The organism is candidate division KSB1 bacterium, from assembly GCA_022562085.1.
Classification (GTDB): Bacteria; Zhuqueibacterota; Zhuqueibacteria; order Oceanimicrobiales; family Oceanimicrobiaceae; genus Oceanimicrobium.
This window is the reverse complement of record JADFPY010000072.1, coordinates 1-15,667: the sequence shown is the minus strand read 5'-3', so window position 1 is coordinate 15,667 and position 15,667 is coordinate 1. Positions and strand designations below refer to the sequence as shown.

General features: G+C 44.1%; 18 protein-coding genes. 3 read left to right on the top strand and 15 right to left on the bottom strand.

Annotated elements, in window-relative coordinates; translation table 11 throughout:
- Positions 1 to 319: 319 nt before the first annotated feature.
- From IH879_08675 to IH879_08665, 3 genes are all read left to right on the top strand, one after another.
- Complete coding sequence (locus tag IH879_08675) at positions 320 to 772, top strand: hypothetical protein (protein MCH7675013.1); 453 nt, start codon at positions 320 to 322, stop codon at positions 770 to 772.
- 316 nt (positions 773 to 1,088) lie between these two features.
- Positions 1,089 to 1,685 carry a hypothetical protein gene (locus IH879_08670; protein ID MCH7675012.1) on the top strand — a complete coding sequence of 199 codons (597 nt, stop codon included), beginning with the start codon at positions 1,089 to 1,091 and terminating at the stop codon, positions 1,683 to 1,685.
- Complete coding sequence (locus IH879_08665) at positions 1,634 to 3,661, top strand: PAS domain S-box protein (protein MCH7675011.1); 2,028 nt, start codon at positions 1,634 to 1,636, stop codon at positions 3,659 to 3,661. The genes IH879_08670 and IH879_08665 overlap by 52 nt, the downstream gene beginning before the upstream one ends.
- 309 nt (positions 3,662 to 3,970) lie before the next feature.
- Here the strand turns inward: IH879_08665 and IH879_08660 are convergent, their stop codons facing one another.
- From IH879_08660 to trxA, 15 genes are all read right to left on the bottom strand, one after another.
- Positions 3,971 to 4,474 carry a hypothetical protein gene (locus tag IH879_08660; GenBank protein MCH7675010.1) on the bottom strand — a complete coding sequence of 168 codons (504 nt, stop codon included), beginning with the start codon at positions 4,472 to 4,474 and terminating at the stop codon, positions 3,971 to 3,973.
- A gap of 2 nt (positions 4,475 to 4,476) precedes the next feature.
- On the bottom strand, positions 4,477 to 6,087 hold the full coding sequence (locus IH879_08655; GenBank protein ID MCH7675009.1) for a phosphoenolpyruvate carboxykinase: 1,611 nt from the start codon (positions 6,085 to 6,087) through the stop codon (positions 4,477 to 4,479).
- Between the two features lie 257 nt (positions 6,088 to 6,344).
- Entirely contained in the window at positions 6,345 to 7,118 is a 774-nt protein-coding gene (locus IH879_08650) for a hypothetical protein (GenBank protein MCH7675008.1), read from the bottom strand.
- A 134-nt stretch (positions 7,119 to 7,252) separates the two neighbouring features.
- Positions 7,253 to 8,455, bottom strand: a complete 1,203-nt coding sequence (locus IH879_08645) for a hypothetical protein (GenBank protein ID MCH7675007.1) — start codon at positions 8,453 to 8,455, stop codon at positions 7,253 to 7,255.
- Positions 8,456 to 8,887, bottom strand: a complete 432-nt coding sequence (locus IH879_08640) for a ubiquinol-cytochrome c reductase iron-sulfur subunit (protein MCH7675006.1) — start codon at positions 8,885 to 8,887, stop codon at positions 8,456 to 8,458. It lies immediately after the preceding gene.
- 9 nt (positions 8,888 to 8,896) lie between these two features.
- Entirely contained in the window at positions 8,897 to 10,126 is a 1,230-nt protein-coding gene (locus IH879_08635) for a thiol oxidoreductase (GenBank protein ID MCH7675005.1), read from the bottom strand.
- A 148-nt stretch (positions 10,127 to 10,274) separates the two neighbouring features.
- Positions 10,275 to 10,694, bottom strand: coding sequence for a hypothetical protein (locus tag IH879_08630; protein MCH7675004.1), 420 nt, complete (start codon positions 10,692 to 10,694; stop codon positions 10,275 to 10,277).
- A gap of 25 nt (positions 10,695 to 10,719) precedes the next feature.
- On the bottom strand, positions 10,720 to 10,842 hold the full coding sequence (locus IH879_08625) for a hypothetical protein (protein ID MCH7675003.1): 123 nt from the start codon (positions 10,840 to 10,842) through the stop codon (positions 10,720 to 10,722).
- An 88-nt stretch (positions 10,843 to 10,930) separates the two neighbouring features.
- Positions 10,931 to 11,356, bottom strand: coding sequence for a hypothetical protein (locus tag IH879_08620; protein MCH7675002.1), 426 nt, complete (start codon positions 11,354 to 11,356; stop codon positions 10,931 to 10,933).
- A 40-nt stretch (positions 11,357 to 11,396) separates the two neighbouring features.
- Positions 11,397 to 12,572 (bottom strand): ZIP family metal transporter, encoded by a 1,176-nt coding sequence (locus IH879_08615; protein ID MCH7675001.1) that lies wholly within the window; start codon positions 12,570 to 12,572, stop codon positions 11,397 to 11,399.
- A complete protein-coding gene (locus IH879_08610) occupies positions 12,565 to 13,650 on the bottom strand; it encodes a multicopper oxidase domain-containing protein (protein MCH7675000.1) in 1,086 nt (361 codons plus the stop codon). The genes IH879_08615 and IH879_08610 overlap by 8 nt, the downstream gene beginning before the upstream one ends.
- 15 nt (positions 13,651 to 13,665) lie before the next feature.
- Complete coding sequence (locus IH879_08605) at positions 13,666 to 14,331, bottom strand: metal-dependent transcriptional regulator (GenBank protein ID MCH7674999.1); 666 nt, start codon at positions 14,329 to 14,331, stop codon at positions 13,666 to 13,668.
- Positions 14,332 to 14,509: 178 nt separating this feature from the next.
- Complete coding sequence (locus tag IH879_08600; protein MCH7674998.1) at positions 14,510 to 14,866, bottom strand: hypothetical protein; 357 nt, start codon at positions 14,864 to 14,866, stop codon at positions 14,510 to 14,512.
- A 42-nt stretch (positions 14,867 to 14,908) separates the two neighbouring features.
- Entirely contained in the window at positions 14,909 to 15,148 is a 240-nt protein-coding gene (locus IH879_08595) for a hypothetical protein (GenBank protein ID MCH7674997.1), read from the bottom strand.
- A 54-nt stretch (positions 15,149 to 15,202) separates the two neighbouring features.
- Positions 15,203 to 15,595 carry a thioredoxin gene (trxA, locus tag IH879_08590; protein MCH7674996.1) on the bottom strand — a complete coding sequence of 131 codons (393 nt, stop codon included), beginning with the start codon at positions 15,593 to 15,595 and terminating at the stop codon, positions 15,203 to 15,205.
- Between the last annotated feature and the right edge of the window lie 72 nt (positions 15,596 to 15,667).

The following is a 15,667-nucleotide window of genomic DNA, read 5'->3' as shown; positions in this document are numbered from 1 at the left end:
TCATGAAAACCTGCGAATTTAATTTGCGGTTCCCGATTTTATTGTTATTTTAGCTATTGTTTTTAAAACAGATAGTCCATTACAGAATTATAAAATATCAAATTCGCGCGTATAACAACTAAGAATCCCCGTTCAAATTTAAATAAGTAGCTTAAGTAAATATTAATTCTCAATTACTGGTTCCATCATGGTAGCCTCAAGTAAAAAGGGGAATCTAATTGGGGAAATTAGAATCCGCAACAAGTCACCACCTCTATGTCTTTTGTTTGAAAATTTAATAGCAATTAATTCTATTAACTAAGCAAATCGAGGTGTTGAAATGTTGAATAAAAACTTTTTCTTTGGCTTGTTGGTTATTTTAATTTGTACAGTTTTCATTACCGTAAACTATTCTGACATATTTACTAAAGAAGATGTTAAACAAATTACCTTTACCGGCAGAGAAGACCATTCTATTTCACTTGAAGACGCCAGTAAAATGACCCGCAATTTTCAATTGCAGGCCGCTCCGGATCAAATCATCGGCGGATTCTTTGGAAAAGATGCGGTTTTAGCCATTATTTTGCAAGAGGGTGCGGTAGGGCTACGCTACTACTATGGCCTAAATGATGAAGGCACGCCACATATAATATTGATTGGGGTAGAGGCGGACGGAAATGATATGATCGACGGGTTACTTGCAGAGCGCGCCGCCGCGTGTCCTCCTCATTGTCCTGAATTCAATGATTTAAATAGCCCACTAGTTAATGAAGACTTGGCTGCTAACCTTTAAAGGAACTCTACCGGCCTAAGCTTTATTGACCATAATTTCTTATGATCCGCTGATGCCTGCCTGTACTTGAAGATATAGTCAGGCAGTGCTTCAGAGGACTAATCCAACCCTCACCGCAAATTAGAATTGACAAATGCCTTAAAAAATTGTATCTTTATTACCTTGTGAAATAAAAAGTGATTTTGTTCAAGGTTGTCAATTAGTGGGTATTCCTTATCTCCCGGTTGTCAATTTCGAAGAGTCCTAAACCTCATAAAGTTTATCAGACATGGACTTCCTCTATTATTTTGGCTTGGCTTCGGCTTTAATCCCGTTCATGATTGGGTTGATTTTATACAAAAACCTCAACACCGCGATGAAATTCGTACTTCTTCTTTTCGGTGTTGGTTTGCTGATTGACGCCGTCGGTTACTATCTGTACTTTTTTACTCAGTTTACTAGCAATATTTGGTTTTATCATTTTTACACTTTGATCGAATGCGGATTACTTCTATATATTTTCTCCCACTGGCAGAAAACTATAAAAATGAAACGGATATTGCGGATGAGTATTCCCGGTTTTGCCGTAATTTGGATTGGTGCAAAGCTTTTTTGCGAGGACTTTAATCAGTGGGACAATTATACTTCATCGCTTGAGGGTCTGCTGCTTGTTGGAGTCTCCTTCAGAACCCTATATGTGGTAAACACGGAGCAGGTGAAAACAGTTTTTCAAGAGCCCCGCATTTGGATAAGCGCAGCTGTTTTGATTTATTTCAGTGCAAATTTGGTAACATTCGCATTAGGTAATATAATTGTCAACTGGGGTTTCCACCACGCGGTAGTTAACATAATTGCCAACTTACTTTATGCAGGAGGTTTTCTTTGTTTACGTCCTCGCCTGAATTATGGTGGGCTGTTGTCGTCAGCACTGTAGTTTTTTTGACCCTCGGTGTTGGTATCGTCGTAATTATCGTTCAAAATCAGCGTCGACATATTTCTGCCCAGAGAGAAACAATGGCAGTTCTCCGCAAGAGTGAACAGGAATACAGCGATCTTTTTAATAATGTCTCCGATGTAGTTTACGTTCACTCTCTGGAGGGTAATATTCAGAGGATAAATGATGCGTTAACGAAATTACTCGGCTACGATAAGAAAGATTTAATTGGCAAGTCTTTTAGTGAGATTTTTGACAAAAAATACGAAAACAAAATAAATGAATATTTAAATGAGATTAAGCAGACGGGCGAATGCAGCGGACTAATACATTTGACCAGCAAAGAAAATCAGGAATTCGTTTTTGAATATAGAAATTCACTTGTTACACAGAACGGTCATTCAATTGCTGTCCGGGGAGTAGCCCGAAACGTTACCGAACAAAGAAAAGCAGAAAAAGCGCTTCGGGAAAGCGAAGAACGGTTTCGCCGCCTCATCATGTACTCGCCAGTGCCAATCGCCGTTTACAGCTTGGGAAGATGGGTCTTTTTGAACGATGCTGCCAGGACCCTTGCTGGTGCAGCAAATACAGATGAGGTCATCGGGAAGTCGATTCTTAACTTTATTAAACCGGAACGCCGCAAGGCTGTAAAAAAGCAAATTCGAGAAAATCTGCTCCAGGGCAATGATGTATCAATAACTGAAGAAACCATTACCCGTTTAGATGGCAATGAAATCGAGATAGAAGTGGTTGCCATTCCTATCGTTTATCGCGGGAAGCGCGCAGTGCAGATGGTAATCCGAGACATTACTGAGCAAAAAAGAGTACACGAGGAATTGGCGCGTGCTCAACGATTGGAAACGGCCGGCCGTATTGCCGGACAAATCGCCCACGATTTCAATAACCTGCTGGCGCCTTTGACTGCCTATCCAGCTCTGATTCGTGATGACCTTGCCACCGGTGGTGATGTTTCCGAGTTTCTTTCCGAAATGGAATCCGCCGCCACAAAAATTGCAGAAATAAATCAGCAGTTACTTGCTCTGGGAAGAAGAGGTCACTACGCTACAGAGCTGATTGATTTAAGTCAGTTGATTTCCAAATTAACTATATTACAAGCTCTACCGAAAGATTTAATTTTGAACCTGGATCTTACCAGTGATTTATTCTTAGTTAAAGGAGGGGCTGCCCAACTGACCCGGGCTTTAATGAATTTAATCATAAATGCGAAAGAAGCGATGGACAACGTTGGCGCCTTGACGATTAAAGTCGAAAACGTTTATTTGGATAAACCTCTAAAAGGTTACCAAACAATTAAGCGCGGTGAATACGTAAAAGTTGAGATTTGTGATACCGGTACCGGCATTGATACAGCGATAATCAATAAAATATTTGATCCGTTTTTTACCACAAAAAAGATGGATAAGATCAGAGGTTCTGGCCTGGGTCTGAGTATCGTCCATGGAGTGGTCGATGATCACAATGGTTATATAACCTTTACCAGCGAACAAGGGCAGGGGACAAGTTTTTTTCTATATTTCCCAATTTCGAGAGAGACTCCGGCTGAATCGGCGATGGAAAATGGAATTCCCAAAGGACAAGGAGAGCACATCCTATTTGTAGATGATGATCCTGTCCAAAGAACAGTATCAAGTCAGCTTCTCAAGCGCTTGGGATATCAGGTTCAAGTCCTGTCAAGTGGAGAAGAAGCAGTCGAATATGTTAGAGAGCATAATCCCGATTTACTGGTTTTGGATATGGTTATGGATGGAATTGATGGTGCGGAGACATATCGTCAAATTCTGGAATTCAAAACCGACCTGCGGGCTATTATTCTATCCGGGTATGCCATGTCTCAACGGGTTGATGAAGCATTGCGGTTGGGTGCCGGGGCATTTGTCGCAAAACCCATCAGGCCACAATTACTCGCTACTGTTATTCGCAAAGAACTTGACAAAGAAGCCCCATCTAAGAATTAGAAAAATATGAATTTTTGTCGAGTTACTTTATTCGAAATCGTGATTCCGATTGCGCTTTTTTTTTGAATGTCACCCCTGTAAATAAGTCCGGAAAGAATCTTAGACGAATTTCTTGATAAGTTAAGCAAACGAAGTCATGCTCTGCAAGAATATCTTCATAGATGTATCAAGCATGGCATGGATGATTAACCATCAAAGCCGTTAAGAAAAAATATTCTACTAGAGAAAGTTGAGAAGTGGATAAATGGCCGCCAAATGTTGTAATGGTGGACGAATCTAAGGAAAATTCGGAGTTAAAAAAACATGAATTTATCTTTTAAGGTGAATTTTCTTTACGCCGGAAACCTGTTTCATAACTTTATCAATCGGAACCAACCGGCCCACTGTAGTATACGTCTCGCTGTAAACAGGTGTTGTAGTCGAACTTTCCTTAAACTTATGCATTTTAGATTGAAACCACTCCCTTGTCCGAGGCATTGGTAAGCAGTATAAAGTTTGAGGAACAATAAAATAGTAAAAAACAAAATCAGCTTCGGTATAAAGGAAGCACCCGGGGGTATTTTTCTCTTTGTTGCTGTGGGTCTCAAAGAAAAAGTTGCCGGTATTGTGCCATTGATCTGCCTTGATTTCTATTTTGTACTCACGTTTTTGAGTAACCCAAATTAAATCTACATCAATTTTCTGAAATTCCGGATCAGCTTCTACATTCCTGACCGCAACTGTTTCATTAAATCCTTTTAGCCAGGCTACAATTTCCTCAACTGCCTGATCCGATACCTTTATAGAATCTTCAAACCTGATTTTTCGGGGCATAACTATTTTGGCCCTGCTTCTTTGACCTCCTGCGAGACTTGTTCTTCAAATTGTTCAAAGTTTTTCTTAAACATTTCGGCGAGCTTTTGGGCATGTTCATCATACGACGATTTGTCTTGCCAGGTGTTTCTTGGTTTAAGCACCTCCGAAGGCACATTTGGACACGAAGTCGGAATATGCACACCAAATATGGGGTCTTCCTCAGTTGGAATATTTACGAGCGAGCCATCTAAAGCGGCGGTCACCATTGCCCGTGTGTAGGCAATTTTCATTCGACTGCCAACGCCGTAGGGCCCCCCACTCCAGCCTGTGTTCACCAACCAGCAATCGACATTATGTTTGGCCATGTTTTCGCCAAGTAGCTTCGCATAAACGGTTGGATGCAGGGCCATAAACGGGGCGCCAAAACATGTGCTGAAGGCTGCCTGGGGCTCGCTGCCTAACCCCTTTTCAGTCCCGGCGACTTTTGCAGTGTAGCCGGAGAGAAAATGGTACATGGCCTGTTCCTGAGTCAATTTAGCAATAGGCGGCATGACTCCAAAAGCATCCGCTGTTAACATAATAATATTTTTTGGGTGTCCGGCAACACTTGGAAGGACAGCATTCGGGATATGGGTGAGCGGATAGCCGGCCCGGGTATTCTCGGTCAATGACGCATTATCTAAATCCAGGAGCCGGGAATCGGGATCGTAAACAACATTTTCTAAAATCGTTCCGAATGTACGCGTGCACTGATAAATTTCCGGTTCAGCTTGTTGCGATAATCGAATGACTTTGGCATAGCAGCCGCCCTCGAAATTAAAAACGCCATTATCGCTCCAACCGTGTTCATCGTCGCCAATGAGTCCACGATTCGGATCAGCGGACAGCGTGGTCTTGCCGGTCCCGGACAGTCCAAAAAACAGGGCGACATCTCCTTTATCACCAACATTTGCCGAACAGTGCATCGACATGATGGGCGTGCCTTTTCCATGACCATCCAGAGGCAAAACATAATTCATAATTGTAAAAACAGATTTCTTGATTTCCCCGGCATAGCTGGTTCCGCCGATGAGTACGAGCTTTTTTTCTAAATTTAAAATGACGAAAACTTCTGAGTTTGTCCCGTCTCTCTCCGGGACGGCTTTAAAATCAGGCGCGTTTAGAATGGTAAAGTCCGGATTGAATCCTGCCAGCTCCTCAGAAGGAACCTTGATAAACATATTCCGGGTAAAAATATTGTGCCAGGCCGTTTCTGTGACCACACGCACGGATAATCTATATTCAGGATCCGCGCCGGCATAGCAGTCCTGCACGAAAACATCTTTCCCTTCGTAGTAGGCCAGGACTCGCTGATGAAGGCTTTCAAATCTGACCTTGTCAAAGGAGACGTTGACTTTGCCCCACCATATATTTTTTTCGCTGGTTGGTTCTTTTACGAGGAATTTATCATTGGGTGCCCGGCCAGTGTGTTGGCCCGTGCTAACTATGAGGGGCCCCAGGTGGGACAAGTGGCCCTCCTGTCTTCTGATCGCATGTTCGTAAAGTGCCGGAGTCGTTAGATTCCGATATATATTATTTACATTCTTAATTCCATGTTTTTCAAGTTCCAGTTGATCCTTAGTCTGCGCCATTAATTTTTTCTCCTGTGAATTTTCAAGTCTTAAATTTAGCTCGGGCCAAAATACTCACAAATCCAGGCAATAGAAGAAATAGTTGTTGGAATAAACAACTATTTCAACAAGAATTTATAAATTAATTTCTCGAAAAGTCAAGTAGATTTTGATGTATGTCCAAAAATTAAAAGTATTGATGAAAATATATCAACAAAAAAAAGGCGATGGGTTAGCCATCGCCTTTTAAAAACAATTATTAAAGATTTTGCAATGTTTTATTTCATGGACATTGGCTCGGCCATAAAGGTTGCATCTTCCACACCCGTGTTGTTCTTGACTTCTTTCAAAGTGGCTTCCCAGATCATCTCTCCTTCTGCATTGTGCTGGGCGACATGATGACACATGGCGACACCGTCCACCATCTTATAATCCTTAAATGTCATGGTCATCTGTTCTTTCCCGCCAGCCATATTGGCCATTTCACCGGCCTGTCTTTCTATATAATGTGATTCGGGGTTGATGTAGTATTTTTGGGCGCTGCCATGTTTATCGGTAACCTGAAGCACCATATAATTTTGTTCATCTACCATCTCGTCTGCAAGCAGCTCTAAGGTGAGTCCTTTGTCCTGGTGGTTTACGAATCCGTCAAGCCAGGTAGCGGCCATCGTTTCATATTCCTGCAGTTGGGCTTCAGGCATCTCCATTTTTTGACCCATTTGCATACTCCATCCCATGGTCCCATCAAAACATGATGAGCTTGAGACATTGCCGTCCGCTCCATATGTATCCATACGAATTTTGTTAGGTCTTTTGACTGTAATCGTCATCGGCATCGTCATGGGACCTTCCATACCTTCAGGCATATCCGGAGGCATCATATGCATAGTCATTTCCCAGCTGCTGACCTGGTCCATTGTTTCAGCCAGTTTAGCAGCGCCTCCAGCGGCTTCCGTCATCATGTTGACCACATCATCTGCAGTGGTTTGCTGCTGACATGACATTAAAAAGCCAATTCCGCAACATAAAAGTAAAGCTATTAGTTTTTTCATCTCCACTTTCCTCCTTATGTGAATATTTTTAACTTAGTCAAGCGGCACATTATAGTAAAAAGAGAGGCGAATGTCAAGCGAATTTTTTGAGCCGAAACCTTCCAGGTTTCAAAACCTGGGAAGATTTAAGGTACCTAAAAATAGGTCGCGATCCCAAACTGAATATTCATGCTGTTAGTCAGGTTGTTAAATGGGTCGTACCCCCAATTGCGGGCATAACTCAACCGGATAGATGTGTCTGCCGTCGGCCTGAGAGAAAGGCCGGTCGTCAGGCGGCGCAGAGAATCTCCAATATTTTCACCGGTCAAGGTTCTTTTGCCGTCATTTAAATCCACATAATCGAAGCGTGTTACAAAAGTGAGGCTTGCGTCCGGCTGATTTAGAATGGGTCTCTTTAAGAAGGTGTAGCCTATTTCAGTATAAAAACCTCTTTGCTTATCTGCGAATGTTTCTTTTAAGCTTTCCTGCACATCTATATTAGCAATTGCTCCTTCTCCTCGCAGGTAAAATCTACCTCGGCTATATTCCCAATCGATGGCCAAAAGTGTCAAACGGCGGCTGTCGTCGATAATTTCGCCTTCCGCTTTGTAGGTGTTGTAATTTCCGGTATGAAAAGAGAGGCCCAGTTCCCCGCCAAACCGTGGGTTGATGGCCAGCCGGCCGGTAAACGCGGGCGAGCCATTGTTGTCTTCTTCAAAAGCTTCCGCGGATTTTCCTGCTGAGATTCGTGTCCCCTCGCCGGTGCCGCCGACAACGCCGTCACTGAGTCCGTTTACTGCATAAAGTTCGTAGGTGATTCGGTCAAATTGCGTCGGATAAAGAGCGCCAAAAAATCCAAGTCCGACTTCCGAAAGGGTGGACGGAATGATTTCCGTGGATACGAGGGGCCGCTCGATGATATCATATCTCGGGCTGTCATGAGCGATGTTAAAACGACCGATTGGCGAAAGTAAAATACCTGCACGCAGATTTACAGCTGTGTGAAACAAAACATCAACCAGCGCGGTCTCCAGGTTGATTTCTTCCGTGCCGTGCTCAAATTCCAACTCGGACGTTAACTTAACTTGGTCGGAAATTGAGGAATAGATAAATAGATTAAACCGTCGCGCTTCAAAAGAGAGGCCTTCTTCAATACCTTCTTCACGTTCGAAATTCGAATTCATTTCAGCGTAGCCGCCAATGGCGATGTTGCCGCCGAGCCGATAAATATACGGACGGTCATAGATGCCGCCGATGACATTCGGCGTTCGTTTTAAAGAATCTTGTTGAGCGATTTGCGCCCTTACAACACCAGAGCACGATATTAAGATTAAAATATTTATAAAAATCTTTTTCATTTAAGATACCTTTATGATTAGTAAGTCTGGTGTTTCTATAACTTCATACCGTTTAAGCGGCCGTGTGGCCGGCCCTTCCAAAACCTCGCCCAATTCATCGTATTCAGAACCGTGACAGGGACATTGCAGAGAATGCGGCATCGGTCTAACTTCACAGCCGCGGTGAGTGCAAATCGACGAAACCGCTACGATTCCTACTTCCGCAAGATTACGAAGAATAATCGGACCGGGCAATTGCGGCGCTTTCACAAGTAAAATCCCGTTTGGAACGGCTAACGCTTGAATTTCCGTTTTATTGAGTTTAATTTTGTTTTCATCTACTTGTGCGCGAACCGTCGCCAGTCCCGCACAACCGTTAAGCAGAAGTGGAGCGCCGGCAGAGGAAACAATAGCCACCCCCAAAGTTTTTAAAAAATCTCGTCTTGAGCTCATGAAATTTGTCTAAAGAGATTTTAAAAAAGCCAGGAGTGCAGCCCGATCAGGTTCCGGCAAAGCAAAAAAGCGATCGTTTGAGCCTTGCGCCTCTCCCTGATGCAGCCGGATCACCTCGGTTAAATCAGAAGTACGGCCGTCGTGCAGATAGAAAGGGGTACCGCCGAGTACATTTTGCACAATGCCCAAACCCCAGAGCGGTGTGGTGCGCCACTCGGTTCCGGTCGCATCGCCTTCAGGAAAATTGTCCGCCAAATCCGGTCCCATGTCGTGAAGAAGGAGATCTGAAAAGAGCTTTACAGCCTTAAAATTTAACGGTTCAATAAGGCTCGGACCGGATTGCATTTCCTGGATGTGGCAGCTTGCGCAACCGATCGTGCTAAATAATTGCTCTCCTTGAATTACTTCAGGATCGCTTTCATTTCGACGTGCCGGGGGCCGCAACGTCTTCAAGTAAATAACCACGTTTTGCACTGTCTCCGCCGACAATTCCGGATCGGCGACATTGTCGCCTATTGTACTGCCGATCGTTGGATTAAAAATATCGACCGGATCGAAATCCGTGCTGATGCCCATGTCATTTTTATAGGCGTTGACGGTTTGATGCAGTAAAGTAACCGCAGTGGCCTTGCGTCCAAAACGGCCGAGATATTTTTTGCCATCTCGCACCACTTTGTCGGGGCCGAATTCGAGATAATCGGGCACATCCACAAAATTTGCCCGACCCGAAATACCGTCTGCGTTTGAATCAGTTAGGTCTTCGTTCGCCAAAATGGTTTGATCGGGAATGGCTTCAATCAGTCCCAATCCAACTGCGATTGGCCCGCCCCGGACCGAAATACCGGTGGCATCACCGGGCAAAGTTTCAGCCGGATAACCGGGAATCGAACGGTCTTGCAGTTGCGGTCCGCCAAATTCCAGCATGTAATCAAACGAACCGTCCGGCCGCATTTTACCGAACCGGGTGAGATTGGTAGAAGGATGCCCCCGGCCGTCATCCGGATGGCAAGAAATACAGGCGGTTTGATTAAAGACTGGACCCAGGCCGGTTTCGACATTAAAAGTCTGTCCAAAGGCCTCATCACCATCTGCAAAGCCTTTCAATTGCACAGCCGTTAAGCCATCGATTGGCCCGTCGAAGATTTCATTGTCTGCGGGCGCTTCGGTGAACAAATCAGCGCAGGCAGTTAGACCAGCTAAAGAAAGTATTGAGATAACTAAAAAGTTTTTATTAAACATAGTTCTCCCATCAGTTTTAAAAATTAAAATAGCAAATTAATTTGAAAATTCAGATTGTGACTGAGTTAAGCGAAGCGATCTCAGTCACGGAAGAGGTTGCGGAGACCACTTCGTTAATCTCCGCAACAATCAATTTACTTTCAGAAAATTAAGTTAATAACCGCCAGACCTGTGCCACCAAAAAGCACAAAACTAATCCCATCACGACGGGTAGAAGTGAAGATACCGCTGTCCATTTTTTACTGCCGGTTTCTTTGTAAATGGTGTAAATTGTTGTAGAACATGGATTGTGCAGCAGGCTGAACAACATGAGATTGACCGCCGTCAACAAGGTCCAGCCGCCCGCTTTAAAAATTGCGAGGGTTGCAGTGGCGTCATCTAATTCAAACATTACCCCCGCGCCTCCGCCCGGATCCGCAATTTTAGTGCTTAAAACGGTAAGCATAAGTATCGTTGGAACGACGATTTCATTGGCCGGAATCGCAACGATGTAGGCCAGCAGAATGACGCCGTTTAACCCGATAAACAGACCAAATGGATTGAAAAAATTTATAATATGTTCGGCCAAGCTGACTTCAGCGACTTGAAAACTACTAGTTGCTCGCCCTCGGCCAGTACATGATCACAGCCGCTCCAATACAGCAGATCACCATCCCAATGATATCAAAGCGATCGGGCCGTTTATTGTCAATCCCCCATCCCCACAGTAACGACATAACTTACACATAACATTCCTGGTTTCTTCTCAAATATTAAAATGATTATTATTAATTGAATTTAATTGAATTTAAATATTTTCAAATATTAGTTTTTTAAAGCCCCTTGTTTAATCCACTTTTGTATTAATGCAATTTCTTGCTTAGTAAGGGACTCTTTTTTGTACGGCATGCGTGCGCCTTTGGCCTGGATTCCTTTAATTTTATGGAGTAGATAACTGGAATCCGGTTTAAAGGGAACAATCAGCTTCAATTCGTTCACTTCTTTACTGGGCCGATTGACTAAATTTTCATACCTTTTTTCATCGGCTAAATTCAAATCCATCCAGGCCTGTGACCCTGCATGGCAATTGGCATCAGCGCAATTTTCCGTTAGAAGCGGTAATATCGCGTTCGAGAAATTAATTGTGGGTTGAGGATTCTCAGTTTGTACAACCGTTTGTGCGATGCCAAGAAAGGCCAAACAGGTTAGACTGACCGCTGCTATCAAAATATATCTAATGTGGTCGCGCATGATACCGCCTATTCAAGTTTCAAGTTGGTTTCAAATTCAATCAATTTACCACAAACAATGCTGTGGTGTACATGATTACTAAGCCTAAAGCTAAGCCGGCAAAGTTTAATAAATTAGCAACCCCGACTTTTGTTTCTTGCAGCATGAGTTTGCCAACGGCATAAACCACCTGAAAGATGGCGCCTGCACCAATCGCCAGGAATAGAGTTGAAAAAATAGGAGAATAGCTAAACCCGCCGATCAACGTACCGAAAACAGTAGGGACTCCAGCCACAGCCCCCAGGGTCGCAAAATGCCAAAGCCGGGGGCGGTCCTTGGCAATAGGGACGATAATGGCTAAGCCTTCGGTGATGTTGTGGAGCGTGAAACCGATCACTAAAAAAGCTCCCAAACCAATCTCTCCCACACTATAAGCTGTGCCTATAGCGAGTCCCTCCCCTAAGTTGTGCAGGCCGATACCTAAAGCGATCATATAAGCCACCCAGAGATGATCAGGTTGACCTGCCGTATTGTTTTGACCTGCCTGATTTTTACTCGCGGCTTGTAAGCCAAGCAGACTGATCAAGAATCCAAGCGTCACGAGTCCTCCGCCCTGAAATGCCCCGGCCACTTGGTCTGCGGTTTCAAAGGCTTCATGCAGGGCGTCGACTCCAAGGAACAGCAGCAAACCCACCGTCAGACTCAAAAAGAAATTGAGCCATTTGTCGTTGAGTTTTCGCAAGAAGGGAAACCAGAGAAGCCCTAGGAATACCGGAATAATTCCGGCGTACGTCCCGAGCAATACGAAGGTCCAGAGATAGCGCGCGTTGGGTTCAGGCGATTCCACGGCCACCTCTATCGTTTTGGCAAACGTCAATCCCGTACTCGTAATGAGTTTGACCTCATGAGTCTCGCCTTCGACCCACGGATAGGGGATAGTGATTTCAGCGCTACCCAATCGAGGAACGGTGCGAGAAGGTTCGATGTTGTGTTGCCAGTAAGCTTCATCGACCATAACCTGGGCTATGGTTACGGCATCCGGCCCGCCGTTCACGACGTGAACGACCATTTCGTTAGGTTTCAAGTGAATGCGTTCTACGGTTAACTCCTCAATCGGGGGGAAAGCAGCTTCAAAAATGCCGGCCGGTCCAACGACGAAGAATACGTAGACCAAACCTGCAAGCAGGACGAGAGGTAGGATGCCAGCGAGCCAGATAGTTAGTTTACTCTTATCCATTCTTATCCCGTGACTCATTTATTGGATCTTGAGCAACTTGTCTTTCTTCGACTTCAAAAAGCCCCATCCACCCGAGTTCTGCGAATTCGCTTTGATGTGCATGAAACATGTAACGGCCAGCGTATTTGTAGCTAAATTCCAGAATGTGACGTTCGGCCTGACACATCATCAGGGTGTCCGTATACTCGTTTGGCGTTAAACTTGTCCCGGTGCGAAAGACGTTGAAAAATTCTGCATGCAAATGAAATGAATTCACGGGGTCAAATTCAGTGATGTTCACCAGGTAGATCCGTACTTTGTCGTTCACCTTGAATTTAATCGGGTGATTTTGATAATGAAAAGCCACACTGTTCACCGCATATACCTCATTGTCGTCGTCAAAATTGGTGTCGAAGCCATTCATAACCATAACATACTCGTGGTCGACTGTCGGACGGCCTTCTTTGGGATCGACAATGAATGCGCCGTAAAGCCCTTTGTGTATATGCCGCTTTAAGGGGATAGTGTGGCAGTGGTACAAATGAAGACCATAAGGCGCGGCGTCAAATTCGTAAGTAAAGTCCTGCCCGGGTTCCACCACTTCAAACACCCCGTCCATTAGGCCCGAGTGAATGCCATGAAAATGAATAGTATGGGGATGTGATCCAGTGTTGGAAAAATAAATTCGAATCCGGTCGCCTTCGGTGCAGCGAATCGTTGGGCCAGGCACCTGCCCATTATAAGTCCAGGCCGGGAAAAAAACGCCGGGTGCGATCTCTATCTCTTTATCAATGGCCGCAAACCTGAATTCCCTGAGGGTTTGTCCGTTAGGCAATTTTGAAACTTGACCGGTGTCGAAATGAGTCAAGAATGCTGAGGGATCGAATGAGTCAGATATCACATCCCCCACGGTTCCTAGTTGTCCGGCATGTATGGAATTATGAGAGATCTCTTCCTGACCATTGGCGGGAGAGGCAATTTTTGACGCTGGCAATCCCAATTTCGCTAATGTAACAGCGCCGGTAACCGCTAAGGTGCCGGCAGTACCGTATTTCAGAAATTCACGCCGGTCGATTTTTTTGACATAGTCCTTTTCCATAGTAAGAAGCCGTATTTAATGATTACAAGGAGTTTGAGAAACAAGAATATTGTCAGTCAATCTCTCACCCAGATTATATTCCTTACCTGCAACCTTGATCAACAGTGGGCCGCCAAAGGGCGCCTTCTCCATTACATCAATCATGACGTCCGGGAAAATGCCGATGTCCCCCAAATATCGAAGCATTTCCGGATCTTTATCACTTACCTCCTTAACTTGAACTTTTTGACCGGCATCAATAACAGAAAGGCATTCTAACGTTCTCTCCTCTATGAGACCGTCTTTGCTTGGTATCGGTGCGCCGTGCGGATCCGCCGTTGGATTGCCTAGAATTTTTGCCATTTTATCTTCAAACTCTTCCGAGATTACGTGTTCTAGTTTTTCGGCTTCATCGTGGACGCGGTCCCATTCGTACCCCAGGGCCTCAGCCAAATAAAGCTCTAGTAGGCGATGGTGCCTAATAATCTCCAGGGCAACCTTTCGACCCGCGTCCGTAAGTTTTACGCCGTAGTAGGGCCTGTGCCGAATCAACTTAAGGTCTGCCAGCTTCTTAACCATAGCCGTAACCGATGCCTGTGAAACCTTTAGTTTTTCTGCGATCGCATTTGTGGTAACGGATTCCCCGCGCGAACCGGCTTTATAAATAACTTTCAGATAATCCTGGATAGTTTGGGTAATCATAAGTTTTTCTCAAGGGTTGAACGTCACTTCGGGAAATATAAGAAATAGTTTAGGTTTAGTCAAGACTATTTTTTAGAATAGCCTAAATTATTTTTTTTGTAAAAGCGCTTCCGGTTCGGAACGAAATATTCAATCCCTGAAAAAACTCTAAGCACTGCTGCTCCTTCTTTGTTAATTTCTAATTCTGAGCACCTGACGGAATTAAACGCACTTGCTCTATCCGGCTAGTAACGACGCCATTGCCAAATTCTAAAAACATTCCGCAGCCTGCAACAATATCTACCTTAATTGTGCTGCCTCCCCAAGTACAACCGCGAATAGTAGTTTTCATGGGAGAAAGGCCTTTACGATCAAAAACACCGCCTGAAACAAGATAGCGATCGTCATCAATAACACTGACGGAATAGACGGAATTCTGTGTTGTAATGATAACCAGGTCTCCAAATTGCGAGTCTCGCTTATACACTTGTTCTAAATGCTCTGCACTCTCGACAATGTTATCAAGAGCCTGCTTGTCCGACTTTTGTTTGGTCATAATTGATTCTCCTTCAAATTCTTCTCATCATGAACTAATTGATCAACGGTGCACTTTATCTTTATAATTGTATCCTTTAAAACCATATTTGCTGTCATCAAATCCTTCATATTCGTAAACTTTATAGCCGTATTCATTGTGACCATATCCACTACTGCCATATCCAATTTGAGTAGGTCTCCTCTGACCATCATAATCGGCTTTGATAAAACTAACACGCGGCGAACAACCCACGAACACTGTCATCAGGACAAAACCAATAAGCAATTTTATATTTTTCATGTTCTAAACTCCTATTCGTATTCACCTATTGAAACTGGGGTTTTAAAATAGATGCTATGCCGAACAGTCGGCATGGTATCTATAGCTGTCTCCTTTTTTCACTTTCTCGCCATTCTGAATTAGGCCGTTGAGTTTGTTAGTTAATTCCGACAGAGGCGCCATGCCTACCACTTGATCAACTACGTGACCATCTTTGAAAAGTAGAATTGTTGGGATGGAACGGATGCCAAATTGTCCAGCGATTTTGCCATTAGCATCAACGTCTAATTTCCCAACTTTGGCACGTCCTTCAAAATCTGCTGCTACTTCTTCGATTGCAGGGGCGATCATGTGACAGGGTCCGCACCAGTCAGCCCAAAAATCCACCAGAACCGGCTGGGAATTTTCAAGCACTTCTTTTTGAAAGTTAGCATCGGTTAGCGTAGTGTATTTTTTGTTATCGCTCATTCTTAACTCTCCTTTCTTTATCTGGAAGTCACCTCTGCTAAGGTTGACCTCTTATTTTGATGCTATTACATT

Coding starts and splice junctions, on each gene's coding strand:
- IH879_08675 (MCH7675013.1), top strand. CDS start 320: ATGTTGAATAAAAACTTTTTCTTTGGCTTGTTGGTTATTTTAATTTGT.
- IH879_08670 (MCH7675012.1), top strand. CDS start 1,089: ATGATTGGGTTGATTTTATACAAAAACCTCAACACCGCGATGAAATTC.
- IH879_08660 (MCH7675010.1), bottom strand. CDS start 4,474: ATGCCCCGAAAAATCAGGTTTGAAGATTCTATAAAGGTATCGGATCAG.
- IH879_08655 (MCH7675009.1), bottom strand. CDS start 6,087: ATGGCGCAGACTAAGGATCAACTGGAACTTGAAAAACATGGAATTAAG.
- IH879_08650 (MCH7675008.1), bottom strand. CDS start 7,118: ATGAAAAAACTAATAGCTTTACTTTTATGTTGCGGAATTGGCTTTTTA.
- IH879_08645 (MCH7675007.1), bottom strand. CDS start 8,455: ATGAAAAAGATTTTTATAAATATTTTAATCTTAATATCGTGCTCTGGT.
- IH879_08640 (MCH7675006.1), bottom strand. CDS start 8,887: ATGAGCTCAAGACGAGATTTTTTAAAAACTTTGGGGGTGGCTATTGTT.
- IH879_08635 (MCH7675005.1), bottom strand. CDS start 10,126: ATGTTTAATAAAAACTTTTTAGTTATCTCAATACTTTCTTTAGCTGGT.
- IH879_08625 (MCH7675003.1), bottom strand. CDS start 10,842: ATGTCGTTACTGTGGGGATGGGGGATTGACAATAAACGGCCCGATCGC.
- IH879_08620 (MCH7675002.1), bottom strand. CDS start 11,356: ATGCGCGACCACATTAGATATATTTTGATAGCAGCGGTCAGTCTAACC.
- IH879_08615 (MCH7675001.1), bottom strand. CDS start 12,572: ATGGATAAGAGTAAACTAACTATCTGGCTCGCTGGCATCCTACCTCTC.
- IH879_08610 (MCH7675000.1), bottom strand. CDS start 13,650: ATGGAAAAGGACTATGTCAAAAAAATCGACCGGCGTGAATTTCTGAAA.
- IH879_08605 (MCH7674999.1), bottom strand. CDS start 14,331: ATGATTACCCAAACTATCCAGGATTATCTGAAAGTTATTTATAAAGCC.
- IH879_08600 (MCH7674998.1), bottom strand. CDS start 14,866: ATGACCAAACAAAAGTCGGACAAGCAGGCTCTTGATAACATTGTCGAG.
- IH879_08595 (MCH7674997.1), bottom strand. CDS start 15,148: ATGAAAAATATAAAATTGCTTATTGGTTTTGTCCTGATGACAGTGTTC.
- trxA (MCH7674996.1), bottom strand. CDS start 15,595: ATGAGCGATAACAAAAAATACACTACGCTAACCGATGCTAACTTTCAA.